Origin of the sequence: Sulfurihydrogenibium sp. (genome assembly GCF_028276765.1) — a bacterium.
Classification (GTDB): Bacteria; Aquificota; Aquificia; order Aquificales; family Hydrogenothermaceae; genus Sulfurihydrogenibium.
The window spans coordinates 1-17,633 of sequence record NZ_JAPYVU010000017.1; the positions used below are offsets into that span (position 1 = coordinate 1).

The 17,633-nt window shown below is 32.0% G+C and carries 16 protein-coding genes; 8 read left to right on the forward strand and 8 right to left on the reverse strand.

Annotated features, from left to right (window positions below):
• Together Q0929_RS04065 and purL are read right to left on the reverse strand one after the other, a co-directional pair.
• Positions 1-508 (reverse strand): AAA family ATPase (locus Q0929_RS04065; RefSeq protein ID WP_299238291.1); only part of this gene is annotated, 508 nt, incomplete at its 3' end.
• A 4-nt stretch (positions 509-512) separates the two neighbouring features.
• Positions 513-2,771: a phosphoribosylformylglycinamidine synthase subunit PurL gene (purL, locus tag Q0929_RS04070; protein ID WP_299238293.1), complete on the reverse strand. Its 2,259-nt coding sequence runs from the start codon at positions 2,769-2,771 to the stop codon at positions 513-515.
• 281 nt (positions 2,772-3,052) lie between these two features.
• Between purL and Q0929_RS04075 the strand changes: the two genes are divergently transcribed.
• Positions 3,053-4,069, forward strand: a complete 1,017-nt coding sequence (locus Q0929_RS04075) for a tetratricopeptide repeat protein (RefSeq protein ID WP_299238294.1) — start codon at positions 3,053-3,055, stop codon at positions 4,067-4,069.
• Between the two features lie 110 nt (positions 4,070-4,179).
• Here the strand turns inward: Q0929_RS04075 and dapA are convergent, their stop codons facing one another.
• Entirely contained in the window at positions 4,180-5,061 is an 882-nt protein-coding gene (dapA, locus tag Q0929_RS04080) for a 4-hydroxy-tetrahydrodipicolinate synthase (RefSeq protein WP_299238295.1), read from the reverse strand.
• Positions 5,062-5,135: 74 nt separating this feature from the next.
• Here dapA and tsaE point away from each other — a divergent pair, with 74 nt between their 5' ends.
• Both tsaE and Q0929_RS04090 read left to right on the forward strand, forming a co-directional pair.
• Positions 5,136-5,531 (forward strand): tRNA (adenosine(37)-N6)-threonylcarbamoyltransferase complex ATPase subunit type 1 TsaE, encoded by a 396-nt coding sequence (gene tsaE, locus Q0929_RS04085; protein ID WP_299238296.1) that lies wholly within the window; start codon positions 5,136-5,138, stop codon positions 5,529-5,531.
• Between the two features lie 299 nt (positions 5,532-5,830).
• The gene (locus Q0929_RS04090) at positions 5,831-6,265 is read left to right on the forward strand and encodes a helix-turn-helix domain-containing protein (protein ID WP_299238297.1); all 435 of its coding nucleotides are present in this window, start codon (positions 5,831-5,833) and stop codon (positions 6,263-6,265) included.
• Between the two features lie 235 nt (positions 6,266-6,500).
• Here the strand turns inward: Q0929_RS04090 and Q0929_RS04095 are convergent, their stop codons facing one another.
• The 3 genes from Q0929_RS04095 to Q0929_RS04105 all read right to left on the reverse strand — a co-directional run bounded on the left by Q0929_RS04095 (position 6,501) and on the right by Q0929_RS04105 (position 9,279).
• Complete coding sequence (locus Q0929_RS04095) at positions 6,501-6,887, reverse strand: rhodanese-like domain-containing protein (protein WP_299238298.1); 387 nt, start codon at positions 6,885-6,887, stop codon at positions 6,501-6,503.
• Between the two features lie 68 nt (positions 6,888-6,955).
• A complete protein-coding gene (locus tag Q0929_RS04100; protein WP_299238299.1) occupies positions 6,956-8,677 on the reverse strand; it encodes a ComEC/Rec2 family competence protein in 1,722 nt (573 codons plus the stop codon).
• A complete protein-coding gene (locus Q0929_RS04105) occupies positions 8,674-9,279 on the reverse strand; it encodes a VTT domain-containing protein (protein WP_299238300.1) in 606 nt (201 codons plus the stop codon). Before Q0929_RS04105 ends, Q0929_RS04100 begins: the two co-directional genes overlap by 4 nt.
• A 396-nt stretch (positions 9,280-9,675) precedes the next feature.
• On the opposite strand from Q0929_RS04105, the gene Q0929_RS04110 reads away from it, so the two are divergent.
• From Q0929_RS04110 to Q0929_RS04130, 5 genes are read left to right on the forward strand one after another with little or no spacing between them, the layout of a single operon-like run.
• The gene (locus Q0929_RS04110; RefSeq protein ID WP_299238301.1) at positions 9,676-10,488 is read left to right on the forward strand and encodes a Gfo/Idh/MocA family oxidoreductase; all 813 of its coding nucleotides are present in this window, start codon (positions 9,676-9,678) and stop codon (positions 10,486-10,488) included.
• A gap of 10 nt (positions 10,489-10,498) precedes the next feature.
• Positions 10,499-11,554 (forward strand): DegT/DnrJ/EryC1/StrS family aminotransferase, encoded by a 1,056-nt coding sequence (locus Q0929_RS04115; protein WP_299238302.1) that lies wholly within the window; start codon positions 10,499-10,501, stop codon positions 11,552-11,554.
• 31 nt (positions 11,555-11,585) lie between these two features.
• Complete coding sequence (ribE, locus tag Q0929_RS04120; RefSeq protein ID WP_299238303.1) at positions 11,586-12,050, forward strand: 6,7-dimethyl-8-ribityllumazine synthase; 465 nt, start codon at positions 11,586-11,588, stop codon at positions 12,048-12,050.
• A gap of 4 nt (positions 12,051-12,054) precedes the next feature.
• Complete coding sequence (gene nusB / locus Q0929_RS04125; RefSeq protein WP_299238304.1) at positions 12,055-12,564, forward strand: transcription antitermination factor NusB; 510 nt, start codon at positions 12,055-12,057, stop codon at positions 12,562-12,564.
• The gene (locus Q0929_RS04130; protein WP_299238305.1) at positions 12,530-13,255 is read left to right on the forward strand and encodes a metallophosphoesterase family protein; all 726 of its coding nucleotides are present in this window, start codon (positions 12,530-12,532) and stop codon (positions 13,253-13,255) included. Before nusB ends, Q0929_RS04130 begins: the two co-directional genes overlap by 35 nt.
• A gap of 209 nt (positions 13,256-13,464) precedes the next feature.
• On the opposite strand, the gene Q0929_RS04135 is transcribed toward Q0929_RS04130, so the two are convergent.
• Together Q0929_RS04135 and Q0929_RS04140 are read right to left on the reverse strand one after the other, a co-directional pair.
• On the reverse strand, positions 13,465-16,398 hold the full coding sequence (locus Q0929_RS04135; RefSeq protein WP_299238306.1) for a valine--tRNA ligase: 2,934 nt from the start codon (positions 16,396-16,398) through the stop codon (positions 13,465-13,467).
• Between the two features lie 3 nt (positions 16,399-16,401).
• Positions 16,402-17,601 (reverse strand): argininosuccinate synthase, encoded by a 1,200-nt coding sequence (locus Q0929_RS04140; protein ID WP_299238307.1) that lies wholly within the window; start codon positions 17,599-17,601, stop codon positions 16,402-16,404.
• Positions 17,602-17,633: the final 32 nt, after the last annotated feature.

Here is a 17,633-nt window from a genome sequence, read left to right on the forward strand (position 1 = left end):
TTAAAATTTCTCTATTTTCTTTTGCATACTCTATGTTTTCTATTGCATCTAAGATTGGTTTATCATATTCGTCTACTAAAACCACCACTTGTTGGTTATATTTCTTATACAAAGAATAAATAAGCTCACCGAGTTTACCGCTAAATGTCTGAAAAGTAATCTCAACGTCAAACTCTCTCTGTAGGCTAATAAACATTTCTGTTAGTTTGATTTTTAAATCTTCCGGTGTCTTAATATTTCCTTCTGTAAAATCGATTTTTATAACCGGATGCTTTTTACTCCAATCCCATTTGTCATAGATATACAAACCTTCAAATAACTCTTTATTTCCCGAGAATGCTTCTTTGACTGTATCTAAAAATAGAGATTTTCCAAATCTTCTTGGTCTGCTAAGAAAATAATATCCACCCTGTTCTAATTTCTTTATGAAAGGTGTTTTATCTACATAGTAGCAGTTTTCATTTATAATCTTTTCAAAAGTTTGAATGCCTATTGGTAGGTTTTTCATAAAGCTAAACCATTAATTTACTAAGCCCATTTTCATGCAAATTTTTCAAATTGCTTAAAGGTTCTTCAAGTATGACTTTTTCATTAACTTTTAATAAAATTTTATCTTCTTCTAAAACTTTACCGACAACTTTGAAGCCCAATCCTAATTTTTTAGCCTCTTCTTCTAATATTCTCAAATCATCTTCTTTTAATGATATAACTACTATAGACCTAAGCTCGTCAAAGAGTTCAAAATCCGGTCTGTATTTTGTTTCTATGTTTAGCTCTAAACCAAGTTTTTGACTTTCTCCAAATGCTGGCTCTAATAAAGCTGTGATTAGTCCACCATCGCTAACATCATGGGCTGATTTGATTTTGTCTTTATTTTTATGAATAAACTCCATCAGCTTTTTTTCTGTTTCAAGACAAATTTGTCCGATACTTCCCGCTACTGTATCAAAAATTTCTTTTAAATACTCACTTCCTGCTATGTTTGGCTCTTTTTCTGTTTCTCCAACGATTGCTATCAAGTCTCCTGCTGATTGATAGAATGACGGTATTGCGTCTTCTACTTTATCTAATACTCCTACTGCAACCACTATCGGTGTTGGATATATGTTTATTCTCTTATCTGATAATACTGTTTCGTTGTATAAAGAGACATTTCCGCTGATAACCGGTGTATTTAGCTCTTTACATGCATCAGCCATTCCTTTTGTAGCTTGTTCAAACTGCCACATGATTTCTGGATTTTCTGGATTTCCCCAATTTAAGCAATCCGTTATTGCAAGTGGTTTTGCTCCTGTTATATAAACATTTCTAATCGCCTCTGCTACAACTCTTTTTCCGCCTTCGTATGGGTCTAAGTAGACGATTTTGCCATTTCCATCAGAAGATATTGCTATTCCTTTCTCTGTTTTTACTTCCGGTCTAACAACCCATTTTAATCTTAAAACTGCACTATCATGACCGGGTTTAAAGACTGTATTTGTTCCTACTTCATGGTCATATTGAGAGTATACCCAAGATTTTTTAGCAACTGTTGGAGATGATAAAACTTTTTTTATAGCTTCAGCTAAATCTACTTCAGGTAGGTTGTTTTGATTAAATGATTTGACTTGTTTTAAATACTCAGGTTCTTTTCTTGGTCTGTTGTACACAGGTGCATCATCTACAATAGCTGAGATTGGAAGGTCTGCAACCTTTTCTCCTTTGTAGAATACTTCCATTCTTTTTGTATCCGTTATTTCTCCAATTACTGCCGCTTCAAGACCATGTTTTTTGGCTATTTTTATGACTTCTTCTACATTTTCATCATTTACTGCATAAAGCATTCTTTCTTGAGATTCTGATAATAATATCTCGTAAGGCGTCATTCCTTCTTCTCTAAGTGGAACATTTTCAAGATAAACCTTAACACCCATTCCGGATTTTGCTCCAAATTCCGAAGTCGAACCTGCAAGTCCCGCAGCTCCAAAGTCTTGACATCCTTCTATCAATCCTTTTTCCATAACTTCTAACGTACATTCAATTAATCTTTTTCCAAAGAATGGGTCGCCGATTTGAACGTTTGGTCTTTTTGATTCACTTTCTTCGCTAAATTCCGCCGATGCCATCGTCGCACCATGGATGCCATCCCTTCCGGTAGAAGACCCTACCATTACCATTTTTTGACCTATTTTTGTAGCTCTTGCTCTAAACATTTTGTCTTTTTCTAAAACTCCAAGACAGAAGGCATTTACAAGCGGATTTCCTGCATAAACTTCATCAAATACGACCTCACCGCCTACGGTAGGAACTCCTATACAGTTGCCATAAAATCCAATTCCTTCAACAACTCTTTTAACAATAGGCTTAGCATCTTTTATTCCTTTTCTTGTGCCGTCTTTTCTTATATCTCCAAATCTTAAACTATCCATTAAAGCTATTGGTCTTGCACCCATTGATAATATATCTCTGATAATTCCACCAACACCTGTTGCTGCTCCATGAAATGGCTCAATATATGATGGGTGGTTATGAGACTCTATCTTAAAAGCAACTGCATATTTATCATCAATTTCAACAACTCCGGCGTTTTCACCCGGTCCTTGAATAACCCAGTCAGCTTTAGTTGGAAATACTTTTAAAAATGGTTTTGAAGATTTATACGAACAATGCTCACTCCATAAAGCTCCAAAAATTCCAAGCTCTATTTCGTTTGGCTCTCTACCTATCAACTCTACAATTCTTTTATATTCTTCAACATTTAATCCATGGGCTTTTAAAATTTTTTCTTCCATTGATTGCTCCTGACTTTAGTAATTGAAAATTATTATAACATTTATGGAGTTATAGGACGGGACTGTAAAAATTATTAAAAAATTTTGAAATGGTAAATAAGGGTAATTTTAATCTGTTGTCTAAAAGAGTTTGGATTTATGTATAATTTTTTGTACGTTGTTGTTAGAAGTTTATATATTTAAGCAGAATGGATTGATGAATTGCTTAAGTTTATGTCAGAAAATGAGGGGAAAGCAAGTTTTCTTAAGTATAAAACAAAAATTTTTGGAGGCATGAAATCATGGAAAAAGCTTTAGGTTCTTTTGTTTTATTTGGTCTTTTGTTGTCTGGAAGTATTGCTTATGCTCAGCCGGAAATTGAAACATGCGAGTATTACAATGCAAGAAGTCTTTGTGAAAGTGCTATAGAAAATGGCAAATTAGCTGTCAAAAAATATCCTAAGAATTTAAATGCATATTATTGTTTAGCAGAAGCTTATAGTTGTACTGAAGATTTTAAGCTTGCTATTGAAACTATGAAGAAAGCAGAAAGTGTAGTAAAAAACAAAAAAGATCTGATAGATATTTATATAAAAATTGGAGATCTTTTTAAAGATGCTGGCAAATTTGATGATGCACTGCTATATTACAATAAAAGCTTAAACTTAGCAGCAGATTTAAAAAATCTAAGTAAGCAAGTTCAAATACTAAATGTTATTGCTAGTATGTATGAAAGTAAAGGAGAATTAGATAAGGCTTTAAGTTATTATGAGAAATCTTTGGATTTACCAATAAGCGGAAAAGAAAAGGCATCTATTTATAACGAAATTGCTGATATGTATGATAGAAAAAATCAATTAGATAAAGCCTTGAGTTATTTAGAGAAGTCTTTGGATTTGCAAATAGATGAAAAAGAAAAGGCATTTATTTGTAGAAGAATAGCTGATATATATGACAAAAAAGGTGATTATCAAAAAGCTGCTAATTGCTATCAAAAAGCTATCAAAATACTTGAGAAATACAGAGATAATCTTAAGTTTTTTATGTATAAGTTAAGCCTTGGAAATATCTATAGAAAAATGAAAGATTACAGAAATGCAGAAAAGTACATTACTGAAGGTCTTGAAGATGCTAAAAAGCTTCGAGATAAATATGGGGAAGCTTATGGCTATAAATATTTTGGGGATCTTTTTAAAGATAATGGAGATAAAAAAACAGCAAGAGAATATTATACTCGTGCATACAATCTTTATAAATCTATGTATTTGGAAAAAGATGCGCAAGATGTTTTAAATGAGATAAAAGAATTAGATAAATGAAACTAACCATTTCATCCCTGCCATCTGGCAGGGTTTTCTTGAATATACACAAGAACTTCTTAATTTCTATCCAAAATACTTAAAAAATTTTTAATAGTAATCTCGTGACCTCACTTTATTAACGAATGTTTTCTGAGAACTTCCTTTAATTTCTCTTCGTTAGATTTAGACATTGTATAAAGTGGAAGTCTTAATTCTAAGCTTTCTATTAAGCCCATGAGATATGCAGCTGTTTTTACAGGAATTGGATTTGTCTCAATGAATAGAACTTTAAATAAATCCCAATACTGATTGTGAATTTTTTTAGCCTCTTCAAACTTTCCTTCTAATGCAAGCTTGCACATCTGAGATATTTCTTTTGGAATTATGTTGTTAGCTACAGAAATAACGCCCTTTGCACCTACTGCCATCATTGGTAATGTTAATGCATCATCTCCGGATAATATTAAAACATCTTCATTTGTCAAAGATATAGTTTCTGAAACTCTTGCTACATTACCTGTTGCTTCTTTTATTCCAATGACGTTTGGAAAGTCACCATACAATCTTGCAAATGTTTCAGGTAGCATATCAACACCGGTTCTTGATGGTATGTTGTATAAAATTAGTGGTATGTTTGTTTCTTCTGCAATTGCTTTGAAATGTTGATATATACCTTCTTGTGTTGGCTTGTTGTAGTACGGAACAACTTGCAATGAAGCATCAGCTCCTACTTTTTCTGCAAACTTTGTAAGAGTAATGGCTTCATGAGTTGAGTTTGCACCGGTTCCGGCAATTATTGGAATTCTTTTGTTTGCATACTCAACTGCAAGCTCTATTAACAATTCATGTTCTTCGTATGTTAAAGTAGGAGATTCTCCTGTTGTTCCTGCTACAACTATAGCATCTGTTCCATTTTCTATATGAAATTCTATTAATCTTTTTAACCCTTGTCTATCGAGTGTACCATCTTTAAATGGAGTAATTAAAGCAACAATAGAGCCATAAAACATAATAAAAAAGCCTCCTGGTTTGAAATGTTAAAATAATTATAACTTATTCTATAAATATTTTTTAAGGTTTTTTAATGGAAAGAATCATAATAAAGAATTTAGAAGAATTAGATAAGCTAACAAAAGAGATTGCCAAAAATCTAAAAGGAAATGAGATAATACTCCTGGAAGGAGACCTTGGAGCCGGCAAAACTACATTTACAAAGCATTTACTAAAAAATCTTGGAGTTGATGAAGATATAACCTCTCCAACCTTTACAGTCATGAATCAATACGAAAGTCCAAATTTTGATATCTATCACATCGATATGTTTAGAGTTAATGATATCGATATTTCTGATTTAATTGGCAATGGTTTAATTATAATTGAATGGCCAAAATTTGAAGTAAGATGCGATGATTGTAAAGTTATTAAAATAAAAATTGAGACATTAGAAGATGATTCTCGTATTTTTGAGATTAATCAATAGAGCTTGGGGGGTAAAATCAAAAAATTTTTTAAAGCCAGCTTGAGACTGCTTATAAAAATCCACATCGTCATTCTGCAACCGCCGAAGAATCTTGACCTCAAGGATGCCATTCTGAGCAAAGCAAAAAATCTCATGTTTTTCTTTTAAAATCAAAAAAGAGATACTTCAGCCTTCGGCCCCTAGAATGTTCTATGTTAAATGTCAAGTACAAAAATTTTCATCAAATGAGTGTACAAGCTAAAAGAAACATGGGAAAATATTATATAAGAATTTAAAATTATGAAAATCGGAGGATAAAGATGAGAAAGAAAGTAGGAACATCTACCTACATTCAGAGAATTAATACACTTGAAAGAAAGCTTTTAAAACAAGTAAAAGAATTAGATGATGTTATGGAAAAACATCCAGAAATAATCTTTAGATTACAAGTTGTAGAATTTGCTTTAAAACATTCAGTGAAGGTTGCAGTGGAAGCTTTTGGTGTATCAAAATCTACTATATACAGATGGATTAAAAATTATAAAAGCAGTAATAACAATCCTTTATCTTTAAAAAATCGTTATGTATCAAAAAAAGGAATGAAATTAGAAAAATTACAAAAAATAACAGAAAAACATAAACAGTTAGTTTTAGAAATAAGAAAAAAACATCCTAAGCTTGGAAAAGAAAAAATAAAGGTTTTACTTGATGAGCTTTGTAAGCAGTCAAGGTGGTTTGTGATAAAAATGATATGATTTATGATATATGAATTCATCCAGCAAGCTATCATGAAGTAAAGTCGTTAAGAATAAGACATAAAACGAGTAAATGGTTTAGATTTTTGTTGCTTGTCTATATGCATATGCTATTGGTTATAGCTTTTTTAGAAAAAGTAAACTATGGAGGTAATTTTTCACCCCAAGGTATTAAATACTTTTTAACTTAATTCTTAAAAAGCAAAGGGAGCCTTTATAGCCCCCATCAATTTAATTAATTATTTTGTGCTAAAGCTTCCATTAATTCTTGTGTAGATCCATCAAAAGCATAAACGTTTGTGTATCCAAGAGCTTCCAAATATCCCATAACTCTGTTTGCAAATTTTACTAAATTGCAAGTAGTTATAATAACAGCATCTTTATTTTGTGGAAGTCTGTCTAAATGTTTTGTAAATTCTACTACTGGCACATAAAGAGCATTTTTAATGCCTGCTTCTTCCATAGTTTTTCCGCTTACTTTTGCCGGTGGTCTAACATCTAAAATAATTGCACCGTTATTGTAGAGTTCTTTTGCCTTTTCAAGGTCAATCATTCCAAGATTTGGCTTTTGTTTGTCAGCCTCAATCGCTTTTTCAATGTTTTGAATCAAGTTTTCTACCATCTTACAGCCTCCTTATAAAGTTTTTTATAATTTTATAATATCAATGTTAAACTTTTATTAAAATGGGGTTAATCATCATTAACCATTATAACTAAATCTTGATTTTTAAGTTCAAAAACTTTTCCGTCAACAGTCAAAATTGGATTTATCCACCTTTTATAATGAATATTTTCAAAGCTAATTTGATAAGTAAAGTCTTTTACAATGTCAAACTCTGACAAAAACTCATCTGAAAACTTCTCTCTTTTTTCTGTAAGTAAAACTTTATATTCACAACCTTCTTTATTCATTATATTTAAAATCTTTTTTGATTCAAAATCTGCAAAAAGATAGCACTTTCCATTGTCTGTAAATAAAACTACTGGATAAGCTTTATTTTCAAACACATAGATTTTTGGAGATAAATCAGACTTACTAAAAATTAAAAATACAACTGCTAAAGTTGTAGATAATATAATCTTTTGAGTTTTGGTGAGGTCATAAATTAAAATAAAAATTAGTATAGCAAGATAGATAAAAATGAGCCATATACTTGGACTAAATCCTGTAAAGTAAAGTCCTAAGCCACCGAAAAATTTCACTATCTGGATAAATACTAACGTGAAAAAGTCCATAATCTTAACTAAAAAAGAAATTTCAAATCCTGTAAGTAAGTTAAAAACTGAAATTGTAAGCAGCGGATAAAGAGGCAAGGAGGCTATCGGCGTTGCAAAGATTGTTGTAGGTGAGAAATTGCCAAAGTAGTAAAGTATTACCGGCAGAGTAAACAGCGTTGCAAAAAGTGAAGAAATTAAAACTTTTTGCCAATTTCCTAAATCTTTAAAAACTTCAAAAGTTAGTATTATTCCAAACACTGCCAAGAAAGAAAGCTGAAAAGATACAGAAAATAAACTTTCTGGACTTAAGAAAACAAAAATAAAAGCAGTAAAAAACAGAATGTTTAAACTGTTGTTTTTTAGATAAAAAAGCTTAGAAATTATGTAAAATAAACTCATAAAAACAGCACGGACAACCGGAATGCCAAGTCCTGTTAAAACTCCATAAACAGGCAAAATTAAGCCAAGAGCCATAAGTCTTTTTCTTTCAGATAAAAAGAAAAGCATAAAGCTTAAAGATAAGAATAATATTGCAATATGGGAGCCTGAGATAGCTATCAGATGAGCTAATCCTGTTTGATAAAACGGCTTTTTAGCCTGTAAATCTAAATATCTGCTTTCACCAAAAATTAGAGCCGAGCCAACCTGAAATGTTTCATAGCTAATTGCATTTTGTCTGTAATTACTGATACAGTTTTCACGATATTTTAAAATCGGATATAGAAAGTTGTCAGAGTTGTCAACTTTTAAAAAGTATCTGGTAGGTATTAAAACCAAATTTCCATCTTTTTCTTTAGCTTTTCCTAAGAATGCTGTCCTTGATAAAAAGTATATATTCTCTTCATACTTTGCAAAAACTGGAAAAGTTTTACCTATAAGCTGCTTCTCCGATGAGTTTATTACTTTGCAGTCAAATTTACTTCCAAGCCTTGTGTAATCAGGAAAAGAACTTACTACACATTCTACAAAAATTGGTTGATTTGTCTGCAATACTGGTTTTTCTTTGTAAGAAATGCTAATTCCAAGTAAAAATATTGCAAGGTTTAAGACTAAAAATCTTATAATGCCACTAAAAGCAAAGGATAAGATTACTGCTAAAATTGGTATTAGAATGGAAATGTTTAAATTCAGATATTTGTTTAAAACTACAGCTAAGGACAAATTTATAAATAAAACTGCCCAAGGGTAAATCATTTTTTAATTGCTTTTACAACCGCCGGTAAGATCGAGATTATGATAATTCCGTATATAAATAAGCTGAAGTTTTCTTTTACAAATGGTAAATTACCTGTAAAGTATCCAAGAGTTAAAAACAATGTAATCCACGAAAAACCGCCAATAAAGTTATAGATAAAAAATTCTCTTTTATCCATCTTTCCAATTCCTGCAACAAAAGGAACAAAAGTTCTAAAAATTGGTAAAAATCTTGAGATGATTACAGCCTTTCCGCCATGCTTTTGAAAAAACTTTTCAGTTTGAATTATGTATTCTTTTTTAACAAGATTTTTCTCTATAAGCTTATTTCCAAAATAGTAGCCTATATGAAAATTAGCTAAATTTCCTAAGATAGCTGCAATTAATAGTAAAAAATAAACAGTCCAAAAATTTAAACTTCCCTTTCCTGCAAAACTTCCAACTACAAACAAGAGAGAGTCTCCAGGTAAAAATGGAGTGATCACAAAGCCTGTCTCAGCAAAGATTATAAAAAACAAAATCAGATAAACTAAACTGCCGTAATTTTGTATGATTAAGTCTAAATATTTGTCTATATGAAAAATAAAGTCTAAAATTTCCAAATTGACTCCTTAAACTTTAAAATTTTAAATTTTTTATAACTTTACCAATATACGTCGGGGCGAGAAATTGGGTAAAAGTATGAGATTCTTCGCCGGCTGCAGAATGACAAATAAGATTATCTTTTCTTTGATCCTTATCATTCAACCTTTCCATGTCATCCTAAGGACGCAAGTCCGAAGATTCTCCTTTTTAAATTTCATTAAAACCGCTAATTCCTCACCTAAGGCATAATAAGATATTGTAGCATGAAAATTAAAAGTTATTAATTCAATATTCTAAAAATTTCTCTCAATTTTGCAAAAATCAAAATAGGTTTTTCTGAGTTTTCAAATGATTTTATCTAAAATTTTAGGTATAATTTTTGCATATTTTTTAACAAAAAACTGGAGACGGTCTTGAAGGTAGGAATAGTTGGCATTGGAAATATGGGAAGTAAGTATGTTAATAAATTCAAAGAGCTAAATCTGGATTATGTTCTTATAGATTCAAATCCTGAACAACTTTCAAAATTTCCTGACGACGTTAAAAAATTTCAAGATATAGAAAAGGCTTTAAGTGAGGATTTAGACGCTGTTTTTGTAGCAACATCTCCACAATCACATCTACCAATAGCAAGAAAATTTTTAGATGCTGGTATTAATGTAATGGTAGAAAAACCACCATCTTTAAGCAGAAAAGAGCTTGAAGAAACACTTGAATTAGCATACAAAAAAAATGTTTATCTGTCAGTTTCAGAAATTGAGTTAAAATCAAGCACAGTTAGAAACCTTTCCTTAGATAAAAACGTTAGCTTTGTAGAAGGATACAGATTAAACCTTGGTAAAGGTTATATAAATCCATTTTTTGACCTTGCTTGGCATGACCTTTACATCTTTCATTACCTATTTGGGAATTTTAAAATAAAAGATGTGAAAGTAGAGAACAATATAGCAAAAGTTAAAGCAGAATCCGAAAATACTGAATTTGACCTACAGGTAGCATGGCTAAACCCATTTACGAGAAGAGAGTGGATATTAAAAACAAAGGATGGAGATTTAGTCTTAAATTTTGCGGAGGATAAAATTATATATCCTTCCGGAGAGGTAAAAGAAAAGGATAATAAAGACAAGCTCAAGCTTATGATAGAAGAATTTTTAAATAAACCATCGTATGATAGCACATTAAGGTCTATTAATATTCTTAAAGAAATAGAAAAAATTAAAATATAAAGGAGTTGGAATGATACCGATAATTAAACCTTACTTTGGAAAAGAAGAAGAAAAAACAGTCCTTGATATCATGAAAAGTGGACAAATTACAAGAGGTCAGTGGACTTTAAAATTTAGAGAGGAGTTTAAAAAGTATATAGGTGTAGGCTTTTGTCATACTGTATGTAGTGGAACCGCTGCGTTATATATTGCATTAAAAGCCATAGGTATATCCAAAAAAGAAGATATTGTTATTGTCCCGTCACTTAGTTTTATGGCTACTATTGATGCAGTTATTTTAGCCGGTGGTACGCCGGTAGTTATAGATGTGGATGAAAGTTATACTATGGATCCTGTATGGTTAGAAGAGGCTATTAAAAAATACAAACCAAAGGCAGTCATACCTGTTCATCTCTTTGGTCAAACTGCTGATATGGATAAAATAAAAGCTTTATGTAAAGAAAATAATGTTTTAATTTTGGAAGATGCAGCACAAGCTCACGGAGCTGAGTTTAAAGGAAAAAAAGCCGGAAGTCTTGGAGATATATCAGCATTTAGTTTTTACGCATCTAAAAACGTTGCAATGGGCGAAGGTGGAGCAATTTTAACAAACAACCCTGAAATTGATGAAAAAATATCAAACTGGATAGAATTTGGAGACCATCCTGCTTTAAATCTAAGAATAACAGAATTTCAAGCAGGAATAGGATACTGGCAGTTAAAACGCTTAGACGAAACAAATGAAAAAAGAAGAAAAATAGCAAAAATCTATAACGAAGAGTTTAAAGACTTGCCTGGATTAGTCCTTCCACAAGAATTACCAGACAGAAAGCATGTATATCATATATACGCGTTAAGACATCCGGAAAGAAATAAAATTGTTGAAAAGCTTATCGAAAATGGTATTGGAGCAAGAGTGTACTATGAATATACACTTCATCAGTTAAGAAATGCTGAACATCTAAATTGTGAATTTGGAGAGCTTTGCACAAAAGAGTTATTTGCAGTTCCTGTTCATGCATCTTTAACAGAAAGCGAAGTAGATTATATTGTAAGTACTGTTAAAAAAATTGTTAAAGAGGTTTAACGTAAATGACTAAGTTTATAATGGAGGTATTATGAATATTATAGAAGGCAAACTATCAGCTGAAGGTTTAAAATTTGGCATTGTGGTTGGCAGGTTTAATAGCTTTATCACTGAAAGATTATTAGAAGGAGCTATTGACTGTATTTTAAGACATGGTGGTAGTAAAGAGAATATAGAAATTGTAAAAGTTCCTGGTTCTTTTGAAATTCCGTTAACAGCTAAAAAGCTTGCAAAATCTGGCAAGTATGATGCTGTTATATGCTTAGGTGCGGTTATTAGAGGTTCTACACCTCATTTTGATTATGTAGCAAATGAGGTAACAAAAGGAATAGCACAAGTTAGCTTAGAGACAGAAGTGCCAATAAGCTATGGAATCTTGACGACAGACACAATAGAGCAAGCAGTTGAGAGAGCTGGAACAAAAATGGGAAATAAAGGATTTGACGCAGCCATGGTTGCAATAGAAATGGCAAATGTTTTAAAAAGTATAGGATGATAAAATGAAGAAGAAAAAAAATAAGAGTCTAAAATTTTTAAGAAAAAGACTGTTAAAAGCAGCAAGAGATTTATCTATGAGAATTTTTTTTGCATATGATTTTAGAAAAGAAGATCTATTCAATGTTTTAGAAGAATTTCTAAACACTAAAAAATTTTCTCCGGATATAAAAGAGTATGTATTAAAAGTTATAAACTTTTACAATGAAAACTCTCAAGAAGTAGATGACATTATTAAGAGTCATCTTAAAAATTGGCGTTTTGAGAGGATTGGATACATCGAAAGGGCAGTATTGAGGCTTGGTGTTTCTGAGCTTTTAATCATACATTCAAAAGAAGAAAGCAAAGAGCTAAAAGATAAAGAAATAAGGATACTATTCTTAGATTTACTTGATTTAGTAGAATGTTATACAAACTCTAAGTTATCTGTTAAATTTGTAAACGGTATTTTAGGAAAAATAAATAAGGAATTGGAGCAAAATGAGAATAGTATTCATATCGGACTTACACAGTAATATCTATGCTGTTGAAGCCTTAGATAAAGAGCTTAAAAATAAAAGTTATGATTACATATACTGCTTAGGCGATATTGTAGGATATGGAGCAAATCCAAAAGAAGTTGTTGATTGGGTAATAGAAAATGTAGATTTTTCACTAAGAGGAAATCATGACACCTTAATTTCAAATGCAGAACCAATAGATATGCACAATCCATACGTTCTAAAAGCTGCGTATTACAACATGGAAGTTTTAGAAGATAGACATAAGGATTATCTAAGATCTCTTCCAAAAGATTTTGAAAACGACTCGATGGTTTTGACTCATGATGAACCATGCATTCCCGGTAGTATGGAGTATATAACCAAAATCAAAGAAGCTTATGATACGTTTTCAGCTTTTCGTCAAAGTTTGTGTTTTTATGGTCATACACACTTGCCTGGTATTTTTGAGAAAGAAAATAATGAAGTTTTTTATAAAAGAGATAATAAGATATTTTTAAAAGAAGGAAATAAATATCTGATCAATCCTGGGAGTGTAGGTCAGCCACGAGATAAAGACCCAAGATTATCTTATATTATATTTGATTCTGAAAATAATGTTGTTGAATTTTATAGAGCAGAGTATGATGTTGAAAAGGCTGCAAGAGATATATTGAACGCAGGACTTCCGACAATATTTGCAAACAGATTGTTTAGAGGAGTTTAGAGAAATAAGGATAGATTGGTAAACCTACTTTCCGTGTCATCACTCAGAATGACGATTTGGATTTTTACAGTAGCCTCATAACAGCACTGACTTTTGGAAAAGTTTCACTACTTTTTGCATTCATAGTTAACGAAGAGGTTTATCCCTTTTTAATTCTAACTCATTTGATGTGCGAGACTATTTATGAACTACCTCTACCTTCTTGTTTTTCAAACCCTACTACTTTCAAGCATTTTTATAAGATTTAAAATCTTTTCTCTTTTTTCTTTCAATTCTTGATAAAGCTGTCTTTCTTTTTCTACAACATGTGGAGGTGCTTTGTTTACAAAATTTTCATTAGACAGTTTACCTTCTGCTATTCTTATAGACTTTTCAATGTCAGTCAAAGCTTTTTTCTGTCTTTCTATTTCTTTTTCTATGTCAACGATACCTTGAAGGTCTACAAAGACTTCCCCCAGGTCGCTTACAACAGCTATTTCTGTAGATGTTTTTTCTATATCAGTGCTAACTTCTAAGCTTTCAGCTCTAATGAGTGCTTTTATCTGATTTTGTAGTTGGTTTAGTTTTTCTTTTACTGATACATCTTTTGCTTTTATTCTGATGTTTAATTTTCTTGTTGGTTCTATTGAAAAGTCACTTCTAACATTTCTCACAGAAGATATAAGATTTTTTAAGTCTTCGATGAATTGATAATTTTCTTCATTGTTAAAACTCTCTAAAACTTTTGGATATGGTGCTACTGCTAAAACTTCAGAGTCTTTATTTTTTAAGTAGCTGTAAATTTCCTCTGTTATGTATGGCATTATAGGATGAAGAAGTTTTAAAGATTCTCTTAATACAAAGTTTAAAACTGTTAAAGCTGTTTTTTTCTCTTCTGAGCTACCTTTATAAATTCTTTCTTTTGAAAGTTCAATATACCAGTCGCAGTAGTCGTGCCAGAAAAAGTCGTAAAGAATATTTGCATACTCATTGTATCTATAATTCTCAAGCTCTTTTGTAGAGTTTTCGATAGTTTTGTTTAATTTTGTTAAAATCCAGTAGTCTTCTATTGACAAGCTTAAACTTTCTAAATTTGTCTTTCCGTCGTAATCTTCACTGTTAATTAAAACAAACTTAGATGCGTTCCAGATTTTGTTTGAGAAATGTTTATATCCTTCTATTCTCTTTTCAGAAAGTCTTATATCTCTACCTTGTGCAGCCAATGATGCTAAGGTAAATCTTAAAGCGTCTGAACCGTATTTTTCAGACATTTCAAGCGGGTCTATCACATTACCCTTTGTTTTAGACATTTTTTCGCCTTTTTCATCTCTAACAAGTGCATGAATGTAAACATCTTTAAATGGAACATCGTTTGTAAACTTAGTACCCATCATTATCATTCTTGCAACCCAGAAGAATATGATGTCAAACCCTGTCACTAAAAGGGATGTTGGATAGAAGACTGTTAAATCATCTTTTCTTGATGGCCAGCCAAGGGTACCAAATGGCCACAATGCAGAAGAAAACCAAGTATCCAGCACATCCTCTTCTTGATGAAGATTTTCAGACCCGCATTTTTCACATTTTAGCTTGATTTTATATCTTTCGTTGTACACTTTTTCAAACTTATTTGAATTTTCCAATAGCTTAATTAAACTATCTTTACTTTCAAACTGACTTGTTTTTTCTCCAAATACTACTTTTTCATAAAATTCTAAATTTGTTTTTTCTGGATGTGTAAAGTTTTTGTCTTTTAGTATGTTTAATACGTCATCTACGCAGAAGATTTGCCCAATCTTTCCATCCGCATAAAGATTAAATATTATTTTTTCTTCTAAAGAATTATAGCTGTCATCGTTAAATGGGTTTGTATGATTGCAGTCTCTACAATACCAGATTGGTATTCTGTGTCCCCACCAGATTTGGCGAGATATACACCATTCCCTTATGTTATACATCCAGTTTAGATAAGTTTTTAACCATCCTTCCGGAATAAATTTTATCTGACCATCTTCTACAACTTTAATAGCCTTATCTGCAAGTTTTTTAGTATCTACAAACCATTGATTTGAAAGGTATGGCTCTACTATTTCCTTAGACCTTTGAGAATGTCCTACATTATGAATATGGTCTTCTTCTTTTTCTAACAGTCCAAGTTCTTTTAACTTTTCTACAATTTTTTGACGTGCTTCGTATCTGTATAAACCTTTAAACTCTCCGCCGTTTTCATTTATGTGTGCAGATTCATCCATAACAATAACCATTGGAAGGTTATGTCTTTTTCCAACTTCAAAGTCATTTGGGTCGTGGGCAGGAGTGATTTTTACAGCTCCGGAACCAAAGGCTGGGTCTACATACTCATCAGCAATTATTGGAATTAGATTAGAGACTTCATTACCGTTGATATCTATTCTTTTTTCAGGTGCAAGTGGCAGCCTTACTCTTTTGCCTATTAAATCTTTATATCTTTCATCGTTTGGATTGACTGCTACAGCTGTATCTCCAAGCATTGTCTCAGGCCTTGTTGTTGCTACTACTATATAACCAGAACCATCTTCCAGTGGGTATTTAATATGCCAGATTTTGCCTTTATGCTCCTGGTACTCAACTTCTAAGTCTGATATTGCTGTTTTCTCTTTTGGATCCCAGTTTACTATGTAAGGTGCTTTAAAGATTAAACCTTCTTTATAAAGATTTACAAATGCATATCTAACCGCTCTTGAAAATCCTTCATCTAAGGTAAACCTTTGTCTTGACCAATCACAAGATGCACCTATTCTTATAAGCTGATTTTTTATACTATCTCTTGATTTTGGAACCCACTGCCACACTTTTTCTATAAATTTTTCTCTTCCAAGGTCAAATCTACTTATTCCTTCTTTTTGAAGCTCCCTTACTACCACCCATTGAGTTGCAATGCCGGCATGGTCAAATCCCGGAAGCCATAAAACATTGTATCCTTGCATTCTTTTGTATCTGACCATTATATCTTGTAAAGTCACGTTCAAGGCATGTCCTATGTGTAGACTTCCGGTTACGTTTGGCGGAGGCATCACAACAGAAAAATAAGGTTCTTTGCCTGTTTGTGCTTTAAAATATTCAGAATTTTTGTATATATCAGCCCATTTATTTTCTATTTCTTGGTAATTGTACTCTTTTAGCATATTTTACCTCTTGTTTGCTCTTGCAAACACTTTTAATGGTAAAGCCCAAACTTTTGTAAATGCTCCACCTGCTTTATGGTCAAATGCATCTTTTGGACTGTAAGTTGCTAAATCTTCACTGTAAAGTGAGTTTGGAGACTTTCTTCCAACAATCTTAAATGAACCTTTATATAATTTTATTCTCACTGTACCGTTTACTATTTTTGCAATTTCATTGTTAAATGCATCTAAGGACTCTCTTAGTTTTGAAAACCATAAACCTTCATAAACAAGCTCAGCATAAGGATGTGAGACATGGTCTTTCTTATAATGGTAGGTAAATCTATCTAAAACAATGCTTTCTATCTCATCGTAAGCTGAAATTAAAATTAGTCCGGCCGGTGATTCGTAAACTTCTCTCGTTTTAATTCCAACAAGCCTGTTTTCAATCATATCAACTCTTCCAACGCCATGTTTACCTGCAACCTCATTTAAATCCCAAATTAGCCTCCAAAGTTGATCATATTCTTTACCATTAAGTTTCACCGGCGTTCCTTCTTTAAATTCTATTTCTATATACTCTGGTGTGTCTGGTGCTTTTTCTGGAGAAACCGTAATCTCAAAAGCATCCTCCGGTGGCTCAGTCCATGGATCTTCAAGTGGTCCTGCTTCTATTGCAACTCCCCAAAGGTTTCTATCATAAGAGTAAGGTTTTTCTTTTGTTGCTTTAACTGGTATATTGTGTTTTAAAGCATAGTCTATCTCTTCTTCTCTTGATTTAAATTCCCATTCTCTAACCGGTGCAAGGACCTCAATATCCGGGTCTAATGCCCAAACAGATGCTTCAAATCTTACTTGGTCGTTTCCTTTTCCTGTTGAACCGTGAGCTACATAATGGGCATTTTCTTTATGTGCAACTTCTACTAATTTTTTTGCAATCAATGGTCTTGATAAAGAAGAGATTAACGGATACTTTCCTTCATACAAAGCTCCTGCTCTCATAAGTGGCATACAGTAATCTCTTGCAAACTCTTCCTTTATATCATCAATTATAGCTTTTACAGCTCCGGCTCTTTTGGCTTTTTCTTCAATTTCAGAAAGCTCTTCTCCTTGACCAACATCAGCTGTATAGGTTATTACTTCAAAACCTCTATCAGTTAGCCATCTAACAATAACAGACGTATCAAGCCCACCAGAGTAAGCCAAAATAACTCTTTTCTTCATCAAACTCTCCTTAATTTATTAAGAAATGTTAA